The 16,697-nt window shown below is 38.3% G+C and carries 16 protein-coding genes and 1 riboswitch; of the genes, 2 read left to right on the forward strand and 14 right to left on the reverse strand.

Annotation, left to right across the window (positions count from 1 at the left end; translation table 11 throughout):
• Positions 1–32: 32 nt before the first annotated feature.
• Together I6N90_RS07105 and I6N90_RS07110 are read right to left on the reverse strand one after the other, a co-directional pair.
• Complete coding sequence (locus I6N90_RS07105; protein ID WP_197934856.1) at positions 33–1,367, reverse strand: 5'-deoxyadenosine deaminase; 1,335 nt, start codon at positions 1,365–1,367, stop codon at positions 33–35.
• A gap of 59 nt (positions 1,368–1,426) precedes the next feature.
• A riboswitch (purine riboswitch) is annotated at positions 1,427–1,526 on the reverse strand.
• Between the two features lie 277 nt (positions 1,527–1,803).
• Positions 1,804–3,363 carry an SAM-dependent methyltransferase gene (locus I6N90_RS07110; RefSeq protein ID WP_197934857.1) on the reverse strand — a complete coding sequence of 520 codons (1,560 nt, stop codon included), beginning with the start codon at positions 3,361–3,363 and terminating at the stop codon, positions 1,804–1,806.
• A 198-nt stretch (positions 3,364–3,561) separates the two neighbouring features.
• Here I6N90_RS07110 and I6N90_RS07115 point away from each other — a divergent pair, with 198 nt between their 5' ends.
• Positions 3,562–3,909, forward strand: coding sequence for a hypothetical protein (locus I6N90_RS07115; RefSeq protein WP_197934858.1), 348 nt, complete (start codon positions 3,562–3,564; stop codon positions 3,907–3,909).
• A 70-nt stretch (positions 3,910–3,979) separates the two neighbouring features.
• Here the strand turns inward: I6N90_RS07115 and I6N90_RS07120 are convergent, their stop codons facing one another.
• The 9 genes from I6N90_RS07120 to I6N90_RS07160 form a co-directional block, all read right to left on the reverse strand.
• Positions 3,980–4,516 (reverse strand): NADPH-dependent FMN reductase, encoded by a 537-nt coding sequence (locus tag I6N90_RS07120; RefSeq protein WP_197934859.1) that lies wholly within the window; start codon positions 4,514–4,516, stop codon positions 3,980–3,982.
• A gap of 59 nt (positions 4,517–4,575) precedes the next feature.
• Positions 4,576–4,986, reverse strand: coding sequence for an ester cyclase (locus tag I6N90_RS07125; protein WP_197934860.1), 411 nt, complete (start codon positions 4,984–4,986; stop codon positions 4,576–4,578).
• Between the two features lie 32 nt (positions 4,987–5,018).
• The gene (locus tag I6N90_RS07130) at positions 5,019–5,369 is read right to left on the reverse strand and encodes an ester cyclase (protein ID WP_197934861.1); all 351 of its coding nucleotides are present in this window, start codon (positions 5,367–5,369) and stop codon (positions 5,019–5,021) included.
• Positions 5,370–5,767: 398 nt separating this feature from the next.
• Positions 5,768–6,646, reverse strand: coding sequence for a sigma-70 family RNA polymerase sigma factor (locus I6N90_RS07135; protein ID WP_197934862.1), 879 nt, complete (start codon positions 6,644–6,646; stop codon positions 5,768–5,770).
• 132 nt (positions 6,647–6,778) lie between these two features.
• Entirely contained in the window at positions 6,779–8,533 is a 1,755-nt protein-coding gene (locus tag I6N90_RS07140; protein ID WP_197934863.1) for a choice-of-anchor I family protein, read from the reverse strand.
• A gap of 297 nt (positions 8,534–8,830) precedes the next feature.
• Positions 8,831–9,022, reverse strand: coding sequence for a hypothetical protein (locus I6N90_RS07145; RefSeq protein ID WP_197934864.1), 192 nt, complete (start codon positions 9,020–9,022; stop codon positions 8,831–8,833).
• A gap of 60 nt (positions 9,023–9,082) precedes the next feature.
• Entirely contained in the window at positions 9,083–9,661 is a 579-nt protein-coding gene (locus tag I6N90_RS07150; RefSeq protein ID WP_197934865.1) for a hemerythrin domain-containing protein, read from the reverse strand.
• 231 nt (positions 9,662–9,892) lie between these two features.
• Complete coding sequence (solA, locus tag I6N90_RS07155; protein WP_332262422.1) at positions 9,893–11,029, reverse strand: N-methyl-L-tryptophan oxidase; 1,137 nt, start codon at positions 11,027–11,029, stop codon at positions 9,893–9,895.
• A 470-nt stretch (positions 11,030–11,499) separates the two neighbouring features.
• A complete protein-coding gene (locus tag I6N90_RS07160) occupies positions 11,500–12,654 on the reverse strand; it encodes a benzoate/H(+) symporter BenE family transporter (protein ID WP_197934866.1) in 1,155 nt (384 codons plus the stop codon).
• A gap of 183 nt (positions 12,655–12,837) precedes the next feature.
• On the opposite strand from I6N90_RS07160, the gene I6N90_RS07165 reads away from it, so the two are divergent.
• Complete coding sequence (locus I6N90_RS07165) at positions 12,838–13,773, forward strand: tyrosine-type recombinase/integrase (protein ID WP_197934867.1); 936 nt, start codon at positions 12,838–12,840, stop codon at positions 13,771–13,773.
• 385 nt (positions 13,774–14,158) lie between these two features.
• Here the strand turns inward: I6N90_RS07165 and I6N90_RS07170 are convergent, their stop codons facing one another.
• The 3 genes from I6N90_RS07170 to I6N90_RS07180 all read right to left on the reverse strand — a co-directional run bounded on the left by I6N90_RS07170 (position 14,159) and on the right by I6N90_RS07180 (position 16,661).
• Complete coding sequence (locus I6N90_RS07170; RefSeq protein ID WP_197935754.1) at positions 14,159–15,166, reverse strand: phosphotransferase enzyme family protein; 1,008 nt, start codon at positions 15,164–15,166, stop codon at positions 14,159–14,161.
• On the reverse strand, positions 15,167–16,180 hold the full coding sequence (locus I6N90_RS07175) for a phosphotransferase enzyme family protein (RefSeq protein ID WP_197935756.1): 1,014 nt from the start codon (positions 16,178–16,180) through the stop codon (positions 15,167–15,169). It lies immediately after the preceding gene.
• Positions 16,181–16,439: 259 nt separating this feature from the next.
• A complete protein-coding gene (locus I6N90_RS07180) occupies positions 16,440–16,661 on the reverse strand; it encodes a DUF3955 domain-containing protein (protein WP_197934868.1) in 222 nt (73 codons plus the stop codon).
• Positions 16,662–16,697 lie beyond the last annotated feature (36 nt).

Genomic DNA, 16,697 nt, shown 5'->3' on the forward strand with positions numbered 1-16,697 from the left:
CTTCATTATACATTGAAATCTATATTTGGACTTTAATGAATAGGAGATTTAGATAGCAATCGCTTGATAGAACGATCCGCTTCGCGCAAAATGATACCTCTGTCTATCGTTTTCATAATACCGTTCTCCATGACGATTCGACCGTCAACGATTGTTGTTTCTACATCTGCTCTTGTTGCAGAGTATACGATGCGGGAGATCGGATCAACATCGTAAGAAGGATACGTATGGAAGTTGTTGAGATTTAAAATAGCAATATCGGCTTTTTTACCCACCTCAATACTTCCGATTTCATCTGCCATACCAACAGCTTTCGCTCCACCTATCGTTGCCATTTTGAAGACAGTTCTAGCATTCATGGAAGTTGGGCCGTGAATTGGTTTTTGAATAAGTGCGGCAAGTCTCATCTCATTAAACATATCTAAATTGTTGTTGCATGGAGCACCATCAGCACCTAAGCTGACAGAAATACCTTGCTCAAGCAAATCAGGTGTTTCAGCGATTCCAGATGCGAGCTTTAAGTTGGAACCTGGACAATGACTGACGTGCACGCCTTTCTCACGAATGATACGCTTCTCTTCTGCATCAAGCCAAATACAATGAGCTAATATCAATCTGTTGTTTGCAAGTCCGAGGTGGTCCAGATAGACGACATTTCGCATGCCAGTCTCTGCTTGAACAATTTGAATTTCACCTTGATTTTCCGATGCATGGGTGTGAACTTTAACTTGATAGTGTTCGGATAGTTTCTGAACTTCACGAAGCAATGTTTCTGTACAGGAAATAACAAATCGAGGTGAAAATGCATACTGGATACGACCGTTGTCATGTCCGTGCCATTTCTCTAGCAGCTCGACGCTTTGTCTGATGGAGTCTGCTGTTTTTTCCTGCAATGCGAGCGGAACTTCTGAACCTTTATCCATCATTACTTTACCCGATAGCGCACGAATACCACTTTGTGCGATAGCTTGAAAGGCGAAATCTGTATGATGCACCGTCTCCATGTCGACTATCGTTGTTGTTCCGCTTTGAAGTAGCTCTCCAATTCCAAGCATAGCCGAGTAATAAATGGATTCCTCATCATGGGATGCTTCTAGCGGCCATATCCGTTTTTTCAACCAGTCAAGAAGCTCTAGGTCGTCACCTTTTCCCCGGAACAACGTTTGGCATAAGTGAATATGGGTTTGGACAAAGCCAGGTATGACTGTGCGATTTGTTGCATCAAGTACTTTCTCCCCAACTGTTGGCTCTAGGTCTGAACTAATTTCCGTTATTCGTCCGTTCACGACTCGAATATCACCCGTAATAATGTCCTCATTTGCATTCATTGTTACGATTTGCGCATTCTTGATAAGTAAATTTGACATTGTGCCTATCCCCTTTGTCTGATGAATATAAAAAAACTAGCTACGAAAAAAATATGCAGTGATAGCACATTTTTTTTCGTAGCTAGAAATTTACGGTTTCTAAGTAGAGACCTTTAACCCAATTGTTAAAGATATACGAAAGGCTGAATATTCAATTAATTGAATAATAACTTGTGTCAGTTAAGTTGTCAATAGATGTAACTCGGATCATAAAATTTAGCTAAAACAACGTTATTTATCTGCATTACATAAATGCGCGTTATATAAACTCACACAATATTTAGAGTGCTCTATATACTTTATGCTTTATCATATCAAAAGTTTCTTCTTAGACCTAAACAACCCGTATCAAAATGAATCGATACGGGTTGTTTAGATCGGTTAAATTGTTCTTTGATAAATACGCGTTAGCTAAAACGAAATGCTAGTGTAGGATCTATACCTCATCACGCAACGAATCAATGAGCTGCAATGCTTCTTCATGATGTGGTTCTAAAACGAGTACTTGCTTTAAATAATCGAGTAGCGCATCCTCAAGCTCAAGTTCATAGCAACAAATGGCCAGACTATATAGGATGTCGGATGTTTTCGCCCCCTCTTCTGTAGCGACAGATATCTCAAGAAACTGCTTAGCATCCACAAACAAATCTAACTCGAATAGCAGAAGACCAACTTGCTGTGCTAAAGTATGTTGCTGTTCTATTTGATAATACGAGTTCCACATCTTATGAATGCCAAGTTGAATATCCAACTTCTCTTCATCACTAACGTCTAGCGCATGACTAGAAATGGAGGTTATATTATGGATAAAAAATTCCGAGTCATACCCGCCTAATCGCCAGAATGCCAACAGTTGCCTAGGTTCCATCGTTTCGGAGTGTTGATCTACCCATTCTTTCAAACTAAAGAAATCATCTGGTCCAAAGCGATCGATAAACCGCTTATAAGCGAGTTTAGTATTTATGTAGCTAGAAGAGCTTTCCGACATAAACATACAGCCTACATTTAAGTTTTTATAATGATGTTGAGTGAAAAGTGCTTCTCCACCTTTTTGCTTGATCACAAACTCAATCGCATGATAATTTGCAGTTAATGAGATGCTACCATGATGTATAATCTCAGGCGGTTCAGCAAATTTCCAGTTATCCAGACGGTGATCGCCTTTATCAGCAGTAATTAATACGAAGCCTTCATGTGACAACTTGTTCAATCGCTCCAAACATGTAAGTCCTACCGATGGGAACAGAATATGAGAATCTTCAAGTTCTTGCACATATAAAGTTATCAATTCTGAATAAGGGTAGGTATCATCCTCATATTCGGGTGCTCTGCGGTATTCATAAGTTAAAGATAATTGCTTTAATGCTTCTGCCGGGTTTAGTAAACTCTGATTATTTGCATAGTCGATGACCACATCACATTCGAAAATATTACCGTCGCCAACATAGATCAAGTCTTGCGGAATGCTATCGAAAAAATAGTTAGCCACAATAAGTAACGGTTGCTTAAGATCGCCCTGCTGAATCGTTTCATTGGAAACGACCAATTTCAACTCAGAATCATTAACGGCATCAAATATTGCAAAATCAAGTATTCCTTGCTCGATAAATGGCTGTAAGCTAAGATGATTTTTCCATGCAACAATATTACTTTCAGCAAGATCGGTCATTACGTAACGGAAAGGTGGAAATGGAATCCCGGCATAATCTATGAGCTCGCATAACTTGTTCAATATATGAAAGGCAAGTCGTCCCGCTCCCGCTCCTAACTCTACGATTGTTACGGGTTCAGTATTTTGACCACTTCCTGATCGGTCTTGAAGAAATCCAAAAATCATTTCCGCATATGCTGTAGCGATCATCGGATTGCTCGTTATATATTGTGGTACTCCATCATTATTCCAGGCGTTCATGCCTTGTTCTTCATAATAAGCACGTTGTAAATCCCAAATTGGTGCTTCACTGAAGCGGAATCTCTGCTTACTCTGTTCTGACATATGTTCCAAACCTGCTTTCTAATAATCGGTAAGTGTAGGGTGGCCCTGTATTCGTTATGTAATTTTCATCACTTGAATCGTACCACATAAATGCGATGTACCCAAACATTGTTGCTTTTGCTTGCGGATAAAAAAGTTTCTCGTGGGCAACTTAATCATATAAGAATAAAGTTTAGCTTTTGGAGAGGAGGATTTTGATTGTTGCTTGTATACGCAATTGGTCTTTTACTTACAGGGCTGTTTATAATAAATGCAGTGTTTGCTTATCAAGGTAAACATATTGATCCTGCTTTCTGGTCAACTGTATGGTATCAATTTAAATTGCTCCCGCTCCTGTTTGCAGCCAATGTGATGATTGGATATGGGATTAAGTTCACTTACAAAACGATGGGATCACTAACATTTTCACTTGTGTTATCAAAAGGTATTGAATTGCTCGTTTGTGTACTTATCGGCTTCATTTTCCTTAAAGAAGTGCCAAACTGGAAGACAGCAGTTGGATTGATTATCGTTATGGCAGGGGTTTGGATCACAAAGTTAAAGTAGCAATAAAAAAACGCTTGATCTTTGAGTTATCAAAGTTCAAGCGCTTATTATCTTTGTAAATGCAAATTTGTTAAGTACGTACTGTTTTAAGTGCTCCACTCCATGCAAGTACTTGATCCAGTAATAAGTTTATATTATTGAGATGTAGTGCAGCAGGTTTGAATGTGCTGTAATTTTCGAAGTCTGTAAATAATGAAAACGTTGGATGTGTCTTCACATCAGCAACATGAAGCTCACCTAATATACCTCTCAAATGTTCAGCTGCTCGCGCCCCGCCAGTAGAGCCATAACTAATGATTCCTGCAGCTTTGTTATTCCACTCATCACGAGCTGAATCTAGTGCGTTCTTTAACACACCAGTAATACTGTGGTTGTACTCAGGTGTAACGAAAATAAAGCCATCAAGGGAGCTCAATGTCGACTTCCACTTGCCAATTTGATCATCGGTATCAGGGTCACCAAAGAAAGGTAGCTTGTAGTCTGCAATATCTACTATTTCGAAGCTAGCATTTTCACGTACATCAGCAATTTCTTTAAGCCAATCTCCCACCTGCGGACTTACGCGTCCCGGTCGTGTGCTTCCTAAAATAATACCAATCTTCAACATATAAATAGCCTCCTTAGTATAAACCCTAATTTAAGTTTATGATTACATTTTACAAGTATTCACATTTGGTGGCTAGTACCAATCTGTCTCCACATAGTCATCATATCAATCCAACCGCGATGCTCACTGATTTTACCGTCTTTAACACGATATTGACGATATAAAGTAACATCAATGGAATTTCCCGTGCCAGCTTTTCCAAAAAACATTCCTCTATGTGTTCCTTTCACTACCATTCGAACAATTACCTTTTCCTCTTGTGCTACCATTTCTTCAATCGTATAGCTTTTGTCAGGAAAAGCTTCTAAAATTTTTTCGGCAAAGTGTTTTAAGCCTTCTTTTGATTGATAAGAGTGTTCTTGATAATCAGACGAGAGGTAGTGGTCTGCACTGTCCAAGTTGTTTTGATTCCAAAATGCTTCGATAAACGCAGTCACTATTTCAATATTTTTCTGTTCAATCGTATTCATAGACACATCTCCTTATAATGTAGTTTTGCTAATTATTTTTTTGTTTGAAGTTGAGGCAAAAGAGTAGAAGTGTCAAACCAGCCCCGCTGTTCAACGATTGCACCTTCAACCAAATGAAATTCACGGAATTGAGTGATCACTACTGTATTACCTGTAGAAGGGTTTCCCGCAAATAAACCTTTATGAGTAGCTGTCGTTTGAATTATAGCTATTATTTTATTTCCCTGCGCTATCAATTCATCTACAATATGTTGATGATCAGGAAACGCCTCTTCGAACTGTTTGGAAAAGAACTGATCCGTTGTAATCAATTGATCCCGATTCGTTATAGCTTCGATAAATGTACTCACTGTTTCAGCATTATTCTGTACAACTGTTTTCATCTTTGAATTCTCCTTTGTTATATGGTTTTAAATAACCCTTCTTACTAGGATGACGGAGCGGGAACATGGAATGTGACCAATGAGCCAAAGTTATTTAATTAGAACGTATGTTCTGTGTCGGTAAAAACGGCATTTTTTCCTTCTCTAAATATGTAATGGAACGATTAATGTTCTATACTATTTTTCCAAAAACACATCAAAATGTGGAGTGTTTAACGTTCATTATCGGATTTCGCTACTGAAATTAGAAAATAGTTTGTAAATACGTTTACTGTGTCAATAAATGCCTTTTTGAACGACATGGAACATATGTTCTATTTTAGGCAAGAAAGAAGCAGAATCCACTTATTTAACGATTAAATAAATGGTTTCCGCTTCTCAGATGAACGTAATTTGATTCAATCATTTCCTAAAATGGCTATGTCAACTTGTTGTAAACGCGTTGGATCGGAGATCAGGTCGAACTCGGCGATTTTTCCGTTTGTTATGGTAAGAGCAAGTACAAATAATAAATGTCCTTGCGGGGCAACAATAATACCTACTGAACCATTGATTAACGCTGGACGTGCTAATTTTGCTCGACCGGCTACTTGCTTTGCGACAGCATTCGCACCTTGAATCAGTCCATTTGATCCCACAAGTGAGTCATTTCGATCATCTTTGAGCACAACATTAGGATCAAGTACAGCGAGTAAAGCATTGAAATCGCCAGCACGTGATGCAGCTAAAAAAGCATTAACAAGTTCTTGCTGACGAGCAAGCTCTACTTTTGGAACGCTATCTACTCCTTGCACCCGTTGACGAGCACGGCTCGCGAGTTTTCTAGTTGCGGCTTCGGAGCGGTCCACGATTGGAGCAATTTCTACAAAAGGGATCGCGAAAATGTCATGAAGCACAAACGCGATACGCTCTGCAGGGTTCAGATTGCCAAGCACAACAAGAAGTGCAAAACCGACAGAATCTGCGAGTAATGCTTCATGCTCGGGGTCTCCTCCATACTCGCTCTTCATAATCTGTTCAGGAACATGCTCTCCCATTTGCTCTTCACGCCGAGATTTGTGAGATCTTAGCATATCGAGACATATTCGAGCAGTAACAGTCGTCAGCCAACCTCCTATGTTTTCAACTTGACTTGTGTCGGAGCGATTGAAGCGAATCCAAGTTTCCTGTACAGCATCTTCCGCTTCTGTGAGTGATCCTAACATCCGATAGGCTACCCCTTGCAGATGATTCCGATAGGCTTCGAATTGTATGGTCACCTCTCTATGTTCAGTCATAAGTTAATTCCTTTCCTATATGCCTTTATTAATGATGACGTACGAAACGCCGGTGTTGTGACACAATTAAATTAATAAATACGACAGCCACTAAGTTAGGGGCTGTCGTATCGTTTCATAATAGAATTAATATTATTTCTTCGTTTTAGGACGTATTTCGTACACGGATAAAGAACCTGAAGTTTCATTTGCGACTAAGAGAAGTGGGGTTCCTGTTGGACTTTTGTCTGCCTCTACAATATGAAGGCCTTCCGGTCCAAGATCCTGTTCTGTATCGGCTACGGCAAAATTGCGATCATTTGTATAGGTTACATATTGTGCAGCTTTAGGATTCGTGACATTATAGGTCATTATCCCACCTACTCGCTCTAAGCTAACAAAGGCATATTGCTGACCGAACAACTTCGCAACTTTAACATCCTCCGGCTCAGGACCTTTACTTGTACTGCGCTTATCTTTGGAGTCTGACTTTTCATTATCTGAGTTGAAACCTGTAGGAAATTGTTTAGCAATAATTTGCTCAAAAGAATCTCCGCTATCAAAGACAGGACCATCATCGAAGTTTTCAACGTCCCAAATAGAGAACGATCGTGCCCCGAAAGTGTAAAGCGCATCATGTACTGCCGTTCCAGTTTCCCCGTTCAACACGTCAAATGGTGCAGTTGATACTTTTAATTTACCTAGTTTATCCTCGGTTAAACTTTCTTTGACGAGCAGATCTAATTGTTCTTGGGTATAGCCTTTATAATGATCGGCATTCAGTTTCAGCAGAGACATATCAAGTTTGCCGACTGTAGTCTCCTCGCTCCATTTGTTAGGAGTAGCATAATCTCTCGAGTCTCCTTCATTCGCTGAAACTAAGTACGTTTTACCGTTTGCGCTATAAAGTGTTATGCCATCAGGCATATAAGTGCCTAACAAAGGCCAATTTTTAATATTAACTCCGCCATCCTTGTCGGAGACATCTAATCCATTGCCAGGTAAAGAGTGATCTTTATAACCTAAACCATTCACATGTACAAATGATTTACGATTTAAATCTAATTTTGCAATCGCATTGTTTTCTTGGAGCACAACGTAAGCGAATTTACTACTTGCATCTACCGCTATATACTCAGGTTCGAAGTCTGTTGCCCAGTTGTTGCCGTTTGGCGTAGATGTACTCTTCTGATACTCGCCATTTTGGTGCGGGTATATACGAACGTTTTGATCGATTTGACTTTCTTTTACTGACTGGAATGTTACATCTGTTACGTGTTGTTGCTTAATTGTGCCTGCAGCACCAGATACTGTTATGATTGATACCGATCCGAGAGGATCTACTGCATAATCATCTGAAGGCTCTCCTTCATTTGCAACAACAAGCTTTTTCCCATCAGGTGTGAATGAAACCATATCAGGGTGGTATCCAACTTCAACTTTGTTAATATACTTGCCGTTTTTGTTAAAGAATGCGATATGTCCTTTTAACGGTTTTTTGTTAACGACAGCAACTGCCAGAAGGTCATGTTTTGGATGAATGGCAATAGAAGTAACGTCATCAAATGCGGGTTCACCTAACTGTTGGATGAGGATCTGCTGGTTTTTTGAAAGAGCGGTAACCTTTTTGGATGTATTTGTTAGTCGAGATAAATCTAATATATCAATTGACCGCTTGTCCCCATTTACGGCAAACACTCGTTTTGTTGCAGCATCGTAAACGGATATTTCCACACCATTTTTACCGATAGCCTCTTTTCCTGAGTTATAACGGGCAATCTTGTGTAAAGTTAATTCATTAGTAGCTGTGTAGCGGTTGTTCACAGAGACAGCATTAACGGATATCGTTCCTGCTAACATTGTTGTTGTAAGTAATAATACAATGAATGACTTCTTCCATTTTGACATAATCAATCTCCTCTTCATTATTATTAACCGACTTACATCTTCAGCTTAAAATACTTATGTAATGAGAGTATAAATGATAATTGAAAATATTGTAAACCAAAAATTAAAGCGCTTACACTCAAACGAAGTTTAAACTTCACATTTATATGAAAATAAGTGTTGTAAACCACAATAAACGCAAGCGATGTTTTCATAAAAAAACCTCCCAGCAAAAGTCTATCGTCCATGCTTTCATGAACAATGAACATTTACTACTGGAAGGAAAACGGCCACACTATTGTATATAATTGATGTCTGCTATTCCGCATAGAGGGTCAACAATTGTGCAGTCGTTAACTGCTCCTCTAAATCTTCTTTTTTAAGAAGACCCTTCTCTTCCCAACACGTTATACATTTTTCTTCTGTATCACATTTATGCGCCTCGGGACATGTATAACAATACTGAATCATATTTTTAGTAATGACATCAGGTCTAATAAGTTCTTTCATAGTAGATAACCTCCAACAACTTTTTTTGAAAAGCTATAATCTAATTTCAATCGATTTTATCTATGAAAATAAGTAATCTATATCCGTCAATATTTGATTGGCTAAAGGGAAAATAAGTTCTTCCTCCATTTGAAAATGCCCGCTTAGAATGAAGCAACCTTGAGTCAATTGATTGCAGCCCTCCTTCAGCTTTTCCTTAAGTCTGAGATCTGAACAATCCTTATCGATCTGCATAACAGCAATTAAAGTGCGACTCACTTGCAAAAAGGATTCAAAAAACTGTAGTGCCAGCTCGTGATCCTTTTCCAGAACCCAAAGTGATGGCAGAATAGTTGGTTCAGTTGACTTTCTAAAGTATCTTGAGAATACAGGAAACAATTCCTCATCTTCCCACTTCGAATGATGTTCCAGATCCAGGAGCATCGCTTCCGCATGTTGACGTAGATTTTTTAGCATTTGCAATGTACCATATCTGCCTGAACTGGAAGCAGTTCGTATACTGAGCTCGCACAAAATGCTGCATTTTGCTTTCAACTTTTCATGTTCTTCCTCAAGTCGTATAGCCAATTGCATAAAAGTGCTTGGCCTTGCAGCATTGATGGGGTCCAGTAGCGCTACTTTTGATTTGGTAACTAACATTACTTTCACCTCCACTAGTCATCGTCTATCTCTCTATAGTTAGAATTATAGAAGGTACTGGAGTGATACACTGTGAGAAAGGTCACTTTTAGATAACAAAAGAGATTCACGATCTAACGAGTGTCTAATAATAGTCACATTTGTTCTGGGACTGTACAAATGACAAAAGACCTGCCTATCCTTGGAGACAAGGAAAGCAAGCCTTTGATTAAAATGCTGGAAAAGGATCTCTTATGTCAGCGTATTTGCAAAACGAGAAATCGAAAAGGGAGATATATCAAAGTCTGTTTTCCCTTGAATAGTGAGGTCCGCTAATATCTCCCCTACGACGCTAGCAAACTTAAATCCATGTCCCGAGAAGCCCCCAGCAATTAGTACGTTGGAATAGTGCGGATGATGGTCAATGATGAAGTTTTCATCGGGTGTCATTTCGTATTTACATACAGCTCCTTTAAGAACTTTACCTGCTGCCCTTGGGAAAAATGATTCCATAGCCCCTCGAAGATCATCTTCGTCATGGGAAAAATAACCAAAAGGCTCAAATGGATGGTTCGGACTCCAAAGTTGTCCAGCATCATGTCTGCCAATTTTGACACCTGAGCCATTTAAACTAGGAAACCCATAGTAGCTCCTTTCTCCATCACCAATTGTAAATCCAGGGAACTGATTGTAATCAAATAGGGATTCATCCCCTTCGAACCAAGCTACAGCTTTGCGGAGTGGTCTAACTGGAAGGTTAATGAAATGTGAAACAGTACCAAACCAAGCACCCATACTCATGATGAGCTTTGCAGCTCTGAACGAACCTTTATTTGTAGTTACAGTCACAGATTCGTCAGCTGTTTCAATGTTCGTAATAGAAGTATTTGTAAGCAATTGAGCGCCACTAAGCAATGCTTGATCCCGATAGGCTTGGACAACCTTTTCGCTGAATAAAAAACCTGCGTTTGGTTCGTATAATCCAGTATAATGATCAGGGAGATGTATCCCTCTCCATCGATGTTTTATTTCATCAGCATTCAGTATTTCGACTTGTATTTGATGATTATTTGCATGAATGAGCTTTTTTTCAAGCACCTGTGAACCACTTTCCCCCATATTAAGTACTCCTGAGCGAATGAACAAAGATTGGTTGCTTAATTCCTCTAGCTCCTTCCATAAGTGGTCTGCTCGAATGGCCATTTTCGTGTAGGTTGGATGTCCAGCATACACATGTCGCATAAGACGAGTATCACCACTATGGCTCCCAGATGAATGAGGAGGATCAAAGGCATCGATCAGCAACGTTTTTACACCTTGTTTCGTTAAATAGTATCCAGCGCTTATTCCCATCGAACCTGCACCTGCAACAATAACGTCATAATTCACTTAATCTTCTCTCCCTCTTATCCGATTAGAACCTTTATTTACAATAGGAAATGTGAGATTTTTAGTAAGTTATTCTAGTTACATCACATATTAATTATGGACAACTTTAAAGTCAACCGTTTTGTAAGCTTTGTTATTTACGCAAAAAAAGAAGCTGATCACAGTCAGCTTCCCTTCTTAAATGTTATTTCAACGTACATGTAATTGAAATAGTAATTTTGTCTCTAGTTATTATCATACTTAGCCATATGGTCAATTCCGATTTTCACCAATATGCCTCCGCCAACCATAGTAATTGCCAAAATGATCATATAAACCATTGGATCATCACTCCTTTAAAGATTACGATATTGTCTTTCTTGTCTCAATTTTAAACAAATTCACTCAAGCTGGAACCATCCAATTCGAATTATATTTGACCATCCAATTTCACGGTCTCGACACATTTATTATGTATCATTGAAGGTGCTTCAATCTTTCATTTGTCCCTTCATTCCTCGAATATGGTTAGCAGCAACTCCAACAAGTAATGCCCAGACAGGAGCGGAGATGCCAAGCCATTGTATATTCATTACAGCAACGACGAATGTCAATATAGCAGGAACGTTCCAACTTTTGAGAGTAAAAGTGGATTTAACGCTGTTAATAAAAATACCGAGTAAAGAAAATGCTGTTATCAAGGCTACAAAATGTGAAGGCATCAATTTAATGAGGGCAATAACTTTCCACGCTAACAATCCAAAACAAATAACTAAGACGCTTGACACAATTGCAGCCCCATATCTATTTTCTTTGGGACCAGCCTCTTTGCTACTGCAAATTGCACTCATCATCCCTCCGACATTCGCCGCATGACCTCCAAAACATGCAACCATCATATTTGCCACACCAGAAGCAATCATCGTTTGGTTCACCGGAGGATCATATTCATTACTTTTAAGTGCAGCAAGTCCGACAGCCATATCATTGCTCATTACGAGTAGTGAAAGCGGGATTGCGATGGAGAAAAATGCTGACAACGAGAAATCAGGAATTATTGGTATTGGTAATATAACTGCTGAACTCACCATTTGTGGAAAGTCGTATTCAATAAATAAACCAGCGAGGCCCAGAATAAGTGCCCATATTGCGGGTGGCAAAATCTTAGTTATTTTTGGTACTAAGAAATACCCTGCTACTGCCATAAGTCCCGAAATTGGCATATTGACAATCGATGGTGCGATCTTAAGTACATAAGGAAGGAGTAATCCTGCCAGTAGGGCATCTATAATCGACTTTGGTACTACGTTTAAAGCTTTGGCAAATAATCCGGTATACCCCGCTATCAAGATAATAGCTCCAGACATTAAAAAGCCTCCAGCTAAATGGGCAAAAGAGAAGTTTGCTGCAATCGTTCCTATAAAAGCGACTCCAGTTACGGAGTGGGCTCCTGCGAATGGCATTTTATATCGAAGTGCCAAATATAAATTAAGTGCTCCTCCAATAATATAAATCGCTGCAAACCATGATATGAGCTGGACTTGGGATAACCCTGCCATTTCCGCTGCTTGTACAACTAATATTGCTCCACCTGTACAGGGGAGTAAGGCCGACATTAGCCCCGCTGTTATGTTTTTTATACTCATAGCTGTCCTTTCAGGGGTAAATCAACCCTAGTTTTCATATTATTATTCCTTTAATAGTATAGCAATTTTACAGTGAATAAACCCGCCAATTTTAAGGAATGAATGCCATCCAAAACTATGATATAATTGCATTAAATCTATATTTAATGCAACTTCAGTTGTAAGCGCAGAAATGGACGTGAGATGGTGACTAATGTGAAAGATCAATACGAAAAAGAGAAACAATTATTTACAATTTATATGAAAGATAGGGAATATTCCAAGGATACCCAAAATGCATATCTTCACGATCTCAAACATTTTTTGAACAATCTTTATGGCAAAGAAATTACTGAAGTAACAAATTTCGATGTGATGAATCATCTTACAAAAGTTCGTGAGTCAGGAGCGGGTGCAAGATACCGGAATCGATGCCAGTCCTCCATCCGACTGTTTTACAAAGTAATGATTAAATTTAATGTTGCTACTTCTAATCCAGCTATGGATATCGAAAAGGCGAAAGTAGATAAAAATAAAAAACCAACCTATTTGGAAAAAGATCTTTTAGATTCGTGTACTGCGCTTGTTACTGGGAAATATCAGATTCGTGATGTTACGATAGTTGCTTTGATGGCGTATGCTGGGCTTCGCGTAAGTGAAATTGTGAAGTTAAATGTGATGGATGTTACGGGAACGACGATTGGGGTTCGTGGAAAAGGTGATAAGTGGCGGTACATCCCTCTTCCTACTGAGATTATAGAGCTAATTGAGGTGTATCAAACGGAGAGGATTGAACCTCGTAATAAAAAGGATGAAAATGCGCTGTTCGTCTCGCAGTTTGGTCGTCGAATTAGTAAACGAATGGTTCAGAATGTAACAGAAACAACGTTTAAAGCACTCATCAAAGAGAACCCTCAACTTAAAGGGATGCAGCTTTCTTCCCATAAACTGCGCCATTCTTTTGCGACGGACCTTTTGCGAAATGGTGTAGATTTAAGGGCTGTGCAGGAGCTACTTGGTCATGAGGATATATCAACAACACAAATATATACGCATGTATTAGATGAAACGAAGCAACGTGCAATGAGCAAAGTACGGCCTTCATTGCCAAACTTACAGACGAGTCGAAAAGTACAATAGGTCTTTTGACCTCTTGTACTTTTTTTGTTTATAATTATGGGGGCTTGAGTTTGTTTCTATCAATTTATAGAAATTATTCATTTGTGTTTACATAATAAAAATTACGTATATAACAGCATGAGTTTGCGATAATTGTTTACATAACTATAATTACGTAACATTGACAATGAAGCATCCAATGTGACCTGAATTATTGTTTACATAATTTTAATTACGTAGTATTTAAAATAGAGGTAACTTATTTTGTAATTCTATTGCAGCTGACACCATCATTTAGTACTTAGTAGATTCCCTTTGCTATTGCATCTTTTCCTTAAAAAAACTGTAAATAACGCAGCAAGGCTGCCAAATTAAACTTGGCAGCCTTGTGATTTTACATAAAAACCTAAATATCTCGTTTCTCATATTCAAAAGGTTCTTCACACGAGTAAATATCATCGAAAAATCCCAAATATGGAAGATCATCTTCCAAGCATTTTATAGCATATAACAGCGCTTCTTCGGACATCAAATCTTCGCCGTTTCGAATATCCTGGATTTGACTTAAAACATATTCCATATGGATTGCTTTTATAAATAAAGGCAACATATTCAGCATTGAATCTTCGATCTTGGTTTCGGATCGATATCCCTCAAGGGCTGTTTTAAAATAATTATCCATAAACGCTTTTCGTTTACTGGCGTCTGGTTCAAATTGTATCCAGCCTACGCCATTCCACCAGAGCGTTGCTAGGTCAAACATATACCATCCGAAACATGAATTATCGAAATCATATACTGTTATTTGCCCGGTATCAAAGTTAATCATGTAATTTCCATCGTTGTAATCAGTATGAATCATACCAAATGATTCTAGGTCCCTATCTAATCCTTCTAAGGTTTCAAAGAGCTCGTGTAGCTTCTTCTTAAGAAGGGAGAAGGATTCAGGAATCAGATTATCAACAACATCAGCATTGAATTTATCAAAAACATTAAACCGACGCTGAACAGGCGTGTATTCTTTCGACAGTTGATGCAATTTCCCTAGAACTTTCCCACAATTATAATAATATTCGGTAATCGGTGCTCCGTCCCGGTACCTATAATTATTATCCACAAACATTTTTCCCACTGCCTTATTAAACAAGCATACAAAAAAGGAGTAATTATTATGAGTGATCTCTTCCAAAAGAGTCCCGTTCCTAGAAGCGACTACATCCGAGACACTTCCTCCGTGCTCGAATAAATATCTTACATACTCAACTTCTCCAAGAAAATCATCCCTAGTCCTGTCGGGTAAGAAAGCAATTCTAATTATTTTTGCACGAGCGCCATCTTTTTCACAGCTATAGATTAAATTCCGTCCTCCGATATGTGGATTTACTTGGCAGCCTCGTTGTTTTACATAATAAATTTAAATACTGCGTTCCTCATATTCAAAAGGTGCTTCACATGAATAAATGTCATGGAAAAAGCCCTTAAAGGGTATATCGTCTTCCAAACATTTTATGCAATAGGATATATATTCATCGCATTCTAGCTCTTCACCATTATCCTGCATCCACTTAAATTGATCTACGATATTTTCCATAAGAGTTGCTTTTATAAACAAGGGCAGCAATTCCAACGTCGAATCTTCGATCATAGTTTCAGATTTATAGCCTGATAGAACTGATTCAAAATACTGTTCCATAAACGTTTTCCGTTTATCGGCATCAGGTTCAAATCGAGTCCAGCCTACTCCATGTGTCCAAACATCTGCCAGATCATACATATACGATCCGAAACATGAATTATCGAAATCAAATACAGTAATTTGCCCAGTATCAAAATCTATCGAGTAATTCCCATCGTTGAAATCAAAATGGATCATACCGAAAGTGTCTTTATTCCTGTCTAAGCCTTCTAAGGATTTAATTAGCTCTACTAACTTCACCTTAAGCAATGATAAGGAGTCGGGAATCAGTTTATCGATATATTCAGCATTGAATTTATCAAAAAAACTATACCTAGGCTGGACCGGTTTATATTCTTTCGACAATTGATGCAATTTGCCTAGAACTTTCCCACAGTTGTAATAATACTCGGCAATTGGAGCTCCGTCCCGATACCGATAATTATTTTCTACAAACAATTTTCCTTTTGCCTTTTTAAACACGCAAACAAAAATGGTGTGATTATTATAAGTAATCTCTTCTAAAAGTTTCCCACTTTTGGAGTCAAGTACATTTGATACACTTCCACCGTGCTCGAATAAATACCTGACATACTCAACTTCTCCTAGAAAATCCTCTTTAGTCCTGTCAGGCATGAAAGAGATTCTAATTATTTTTGCATCGGCGCCATCTTTCTCACAGCTATAGACTAAATTTCGTCCTCCCTCATGTGGATTTACTTGAGAGATTTCATAGTCCTCTAATCCATACATTTCCGACACCAACGGTAGCAAATAAGTATCACTAATCGTTACAACCTCGTTATAATTAATACTATCAATCTCCTTTAGCTACTAAATTAGTAAAATATCTACTGACAACTTTACCAAAAAAGTCTAGCTTCATTCTAGGTAAACTTTAAATTTAATTAATAATTACCCGAAATACCCCTTGCTTTATCACTAGAGGAACAAATTGTCCAAACTAATGGTTTAAGTAAGGGGTAAAAAGATTAATATTTGATTAATTCCATTATGTGATTGGGCGAGATTTTTTTATTCTGTTTATTACATTTTGAATCATAAATGTGACTCCAAGTATGATGCCAATAAATAAGAACAAATAAGCAATTGGGATGAGGAAAAAGGGCTCTATGAGAGTACCATCGGGAGCAATTTCAGATCCAATGATACTAAAGGCGACAAAACAACCGATTCCAATCAAAAACGACAGAAGAACTACATATTTTTTCATAAAATCCTCCAAAATTAATTAGTTATTTTTGATGCT

The organism is Paenibacillus sp. GSMTC-2017 (assembly GCF_016019935.1).
Taxonomy (GTDB): Bacteria; Bacillota; Bacilli; order Paenibacillales; family Paenibacillaceae; genus Pristimantibacillus.

Bases quoted from the DNA above. Each gene is read 5' to 3' on its own strand.
- I6N90_RS07105 (WP_197934856.1), bottom strand. From the start codon at position 1,367: ATGTCAAATTTACTTATCAAGAATGCGCAAATCGTAACAATGAATGCA.
- I6N90_RS07110 (WP_197934857.1), bottom strand. From the start codon at position 3,363: ATGTCAGAACAGAGTAAGCAGAGATTCCGCTTCAGTGAAGCACCAATT.
- I6N90_RS07120 (WP_197934859.1), bottom strand. From the start codon at position 4,516: ATGTTGAAGATTGGTATTATTTTAGGAAGCACACGACCGGGACGCGTA.
- I6N90_RS07125 (WP_197934860.1), bottom strand. From the start codon at position 4,986: ATGAATACGATTGAACAGAAAAATATTGAAATAGTGACTGCGTTTATC.
- I6N90_RS07130 (WP_197934861.1), bottom strand. From the start codon at position 5,369: ATGAAAACAGTTGTACAGAATAATGCTGAAACAGTGAGTACATTTATC.
- I6N90_RS07135 (WP_197934862.1), bottom strand. From the start codon at position 6,646: ATGACTGAACATAGAGAGGTGACCATACAATTCGAAGCCTATCGGAAT.
- I6N90_RS07140 (WP_197934863.1), bottom strand. From the start codon at position 8,533: ATGTCAAAATGGAAGAAGTCATTCATTGTATTATTACTTACAACAACA.
- I6N90_RS07145 (WP_197934864.1), bottom strand. From the start codon at position 9,022: ATGAAAGAACTTATTAGACCTGATGTCATTACTAAAAATATGATTCAG.
- I6N90_RS07150 (WP_197934865.1), bottom strand. From the start codon at position 9,661: ATGTTAGTTACCAAATCAAAAGTAGCGCTACTGGACCCCATCAATGCT.
- I6N90_RS07160 (WP_197934866.1), bottom strand. From the start codon at position 12,654: ATGAGTATAAAAAACATAACAGCGGGGCTAATGTCGGCCTTACTCCCC.
- I6N90_RS07165 (WP_197934867.1), top strand. From the start codon at position 12,838: ATGGTGACTAATGTGAAAGATCAATACGAAAAAGAGAAACAATTATTT.
- I6N90_RS07175 (WP_197935756.1), bottom strand. From the start codon at position 16,180: ATGTATGGATTAGAGGACTATGAAATCTCTCAAGTAAATCCACATGAG.
- I6N90_RS07180 (WP_197934868.1), bottom strand. From the start codon at position 16,661: ATGAAAAAATATGTAGTTCTTCTGTCGTTTTTGATTGGAATCGGTTGT.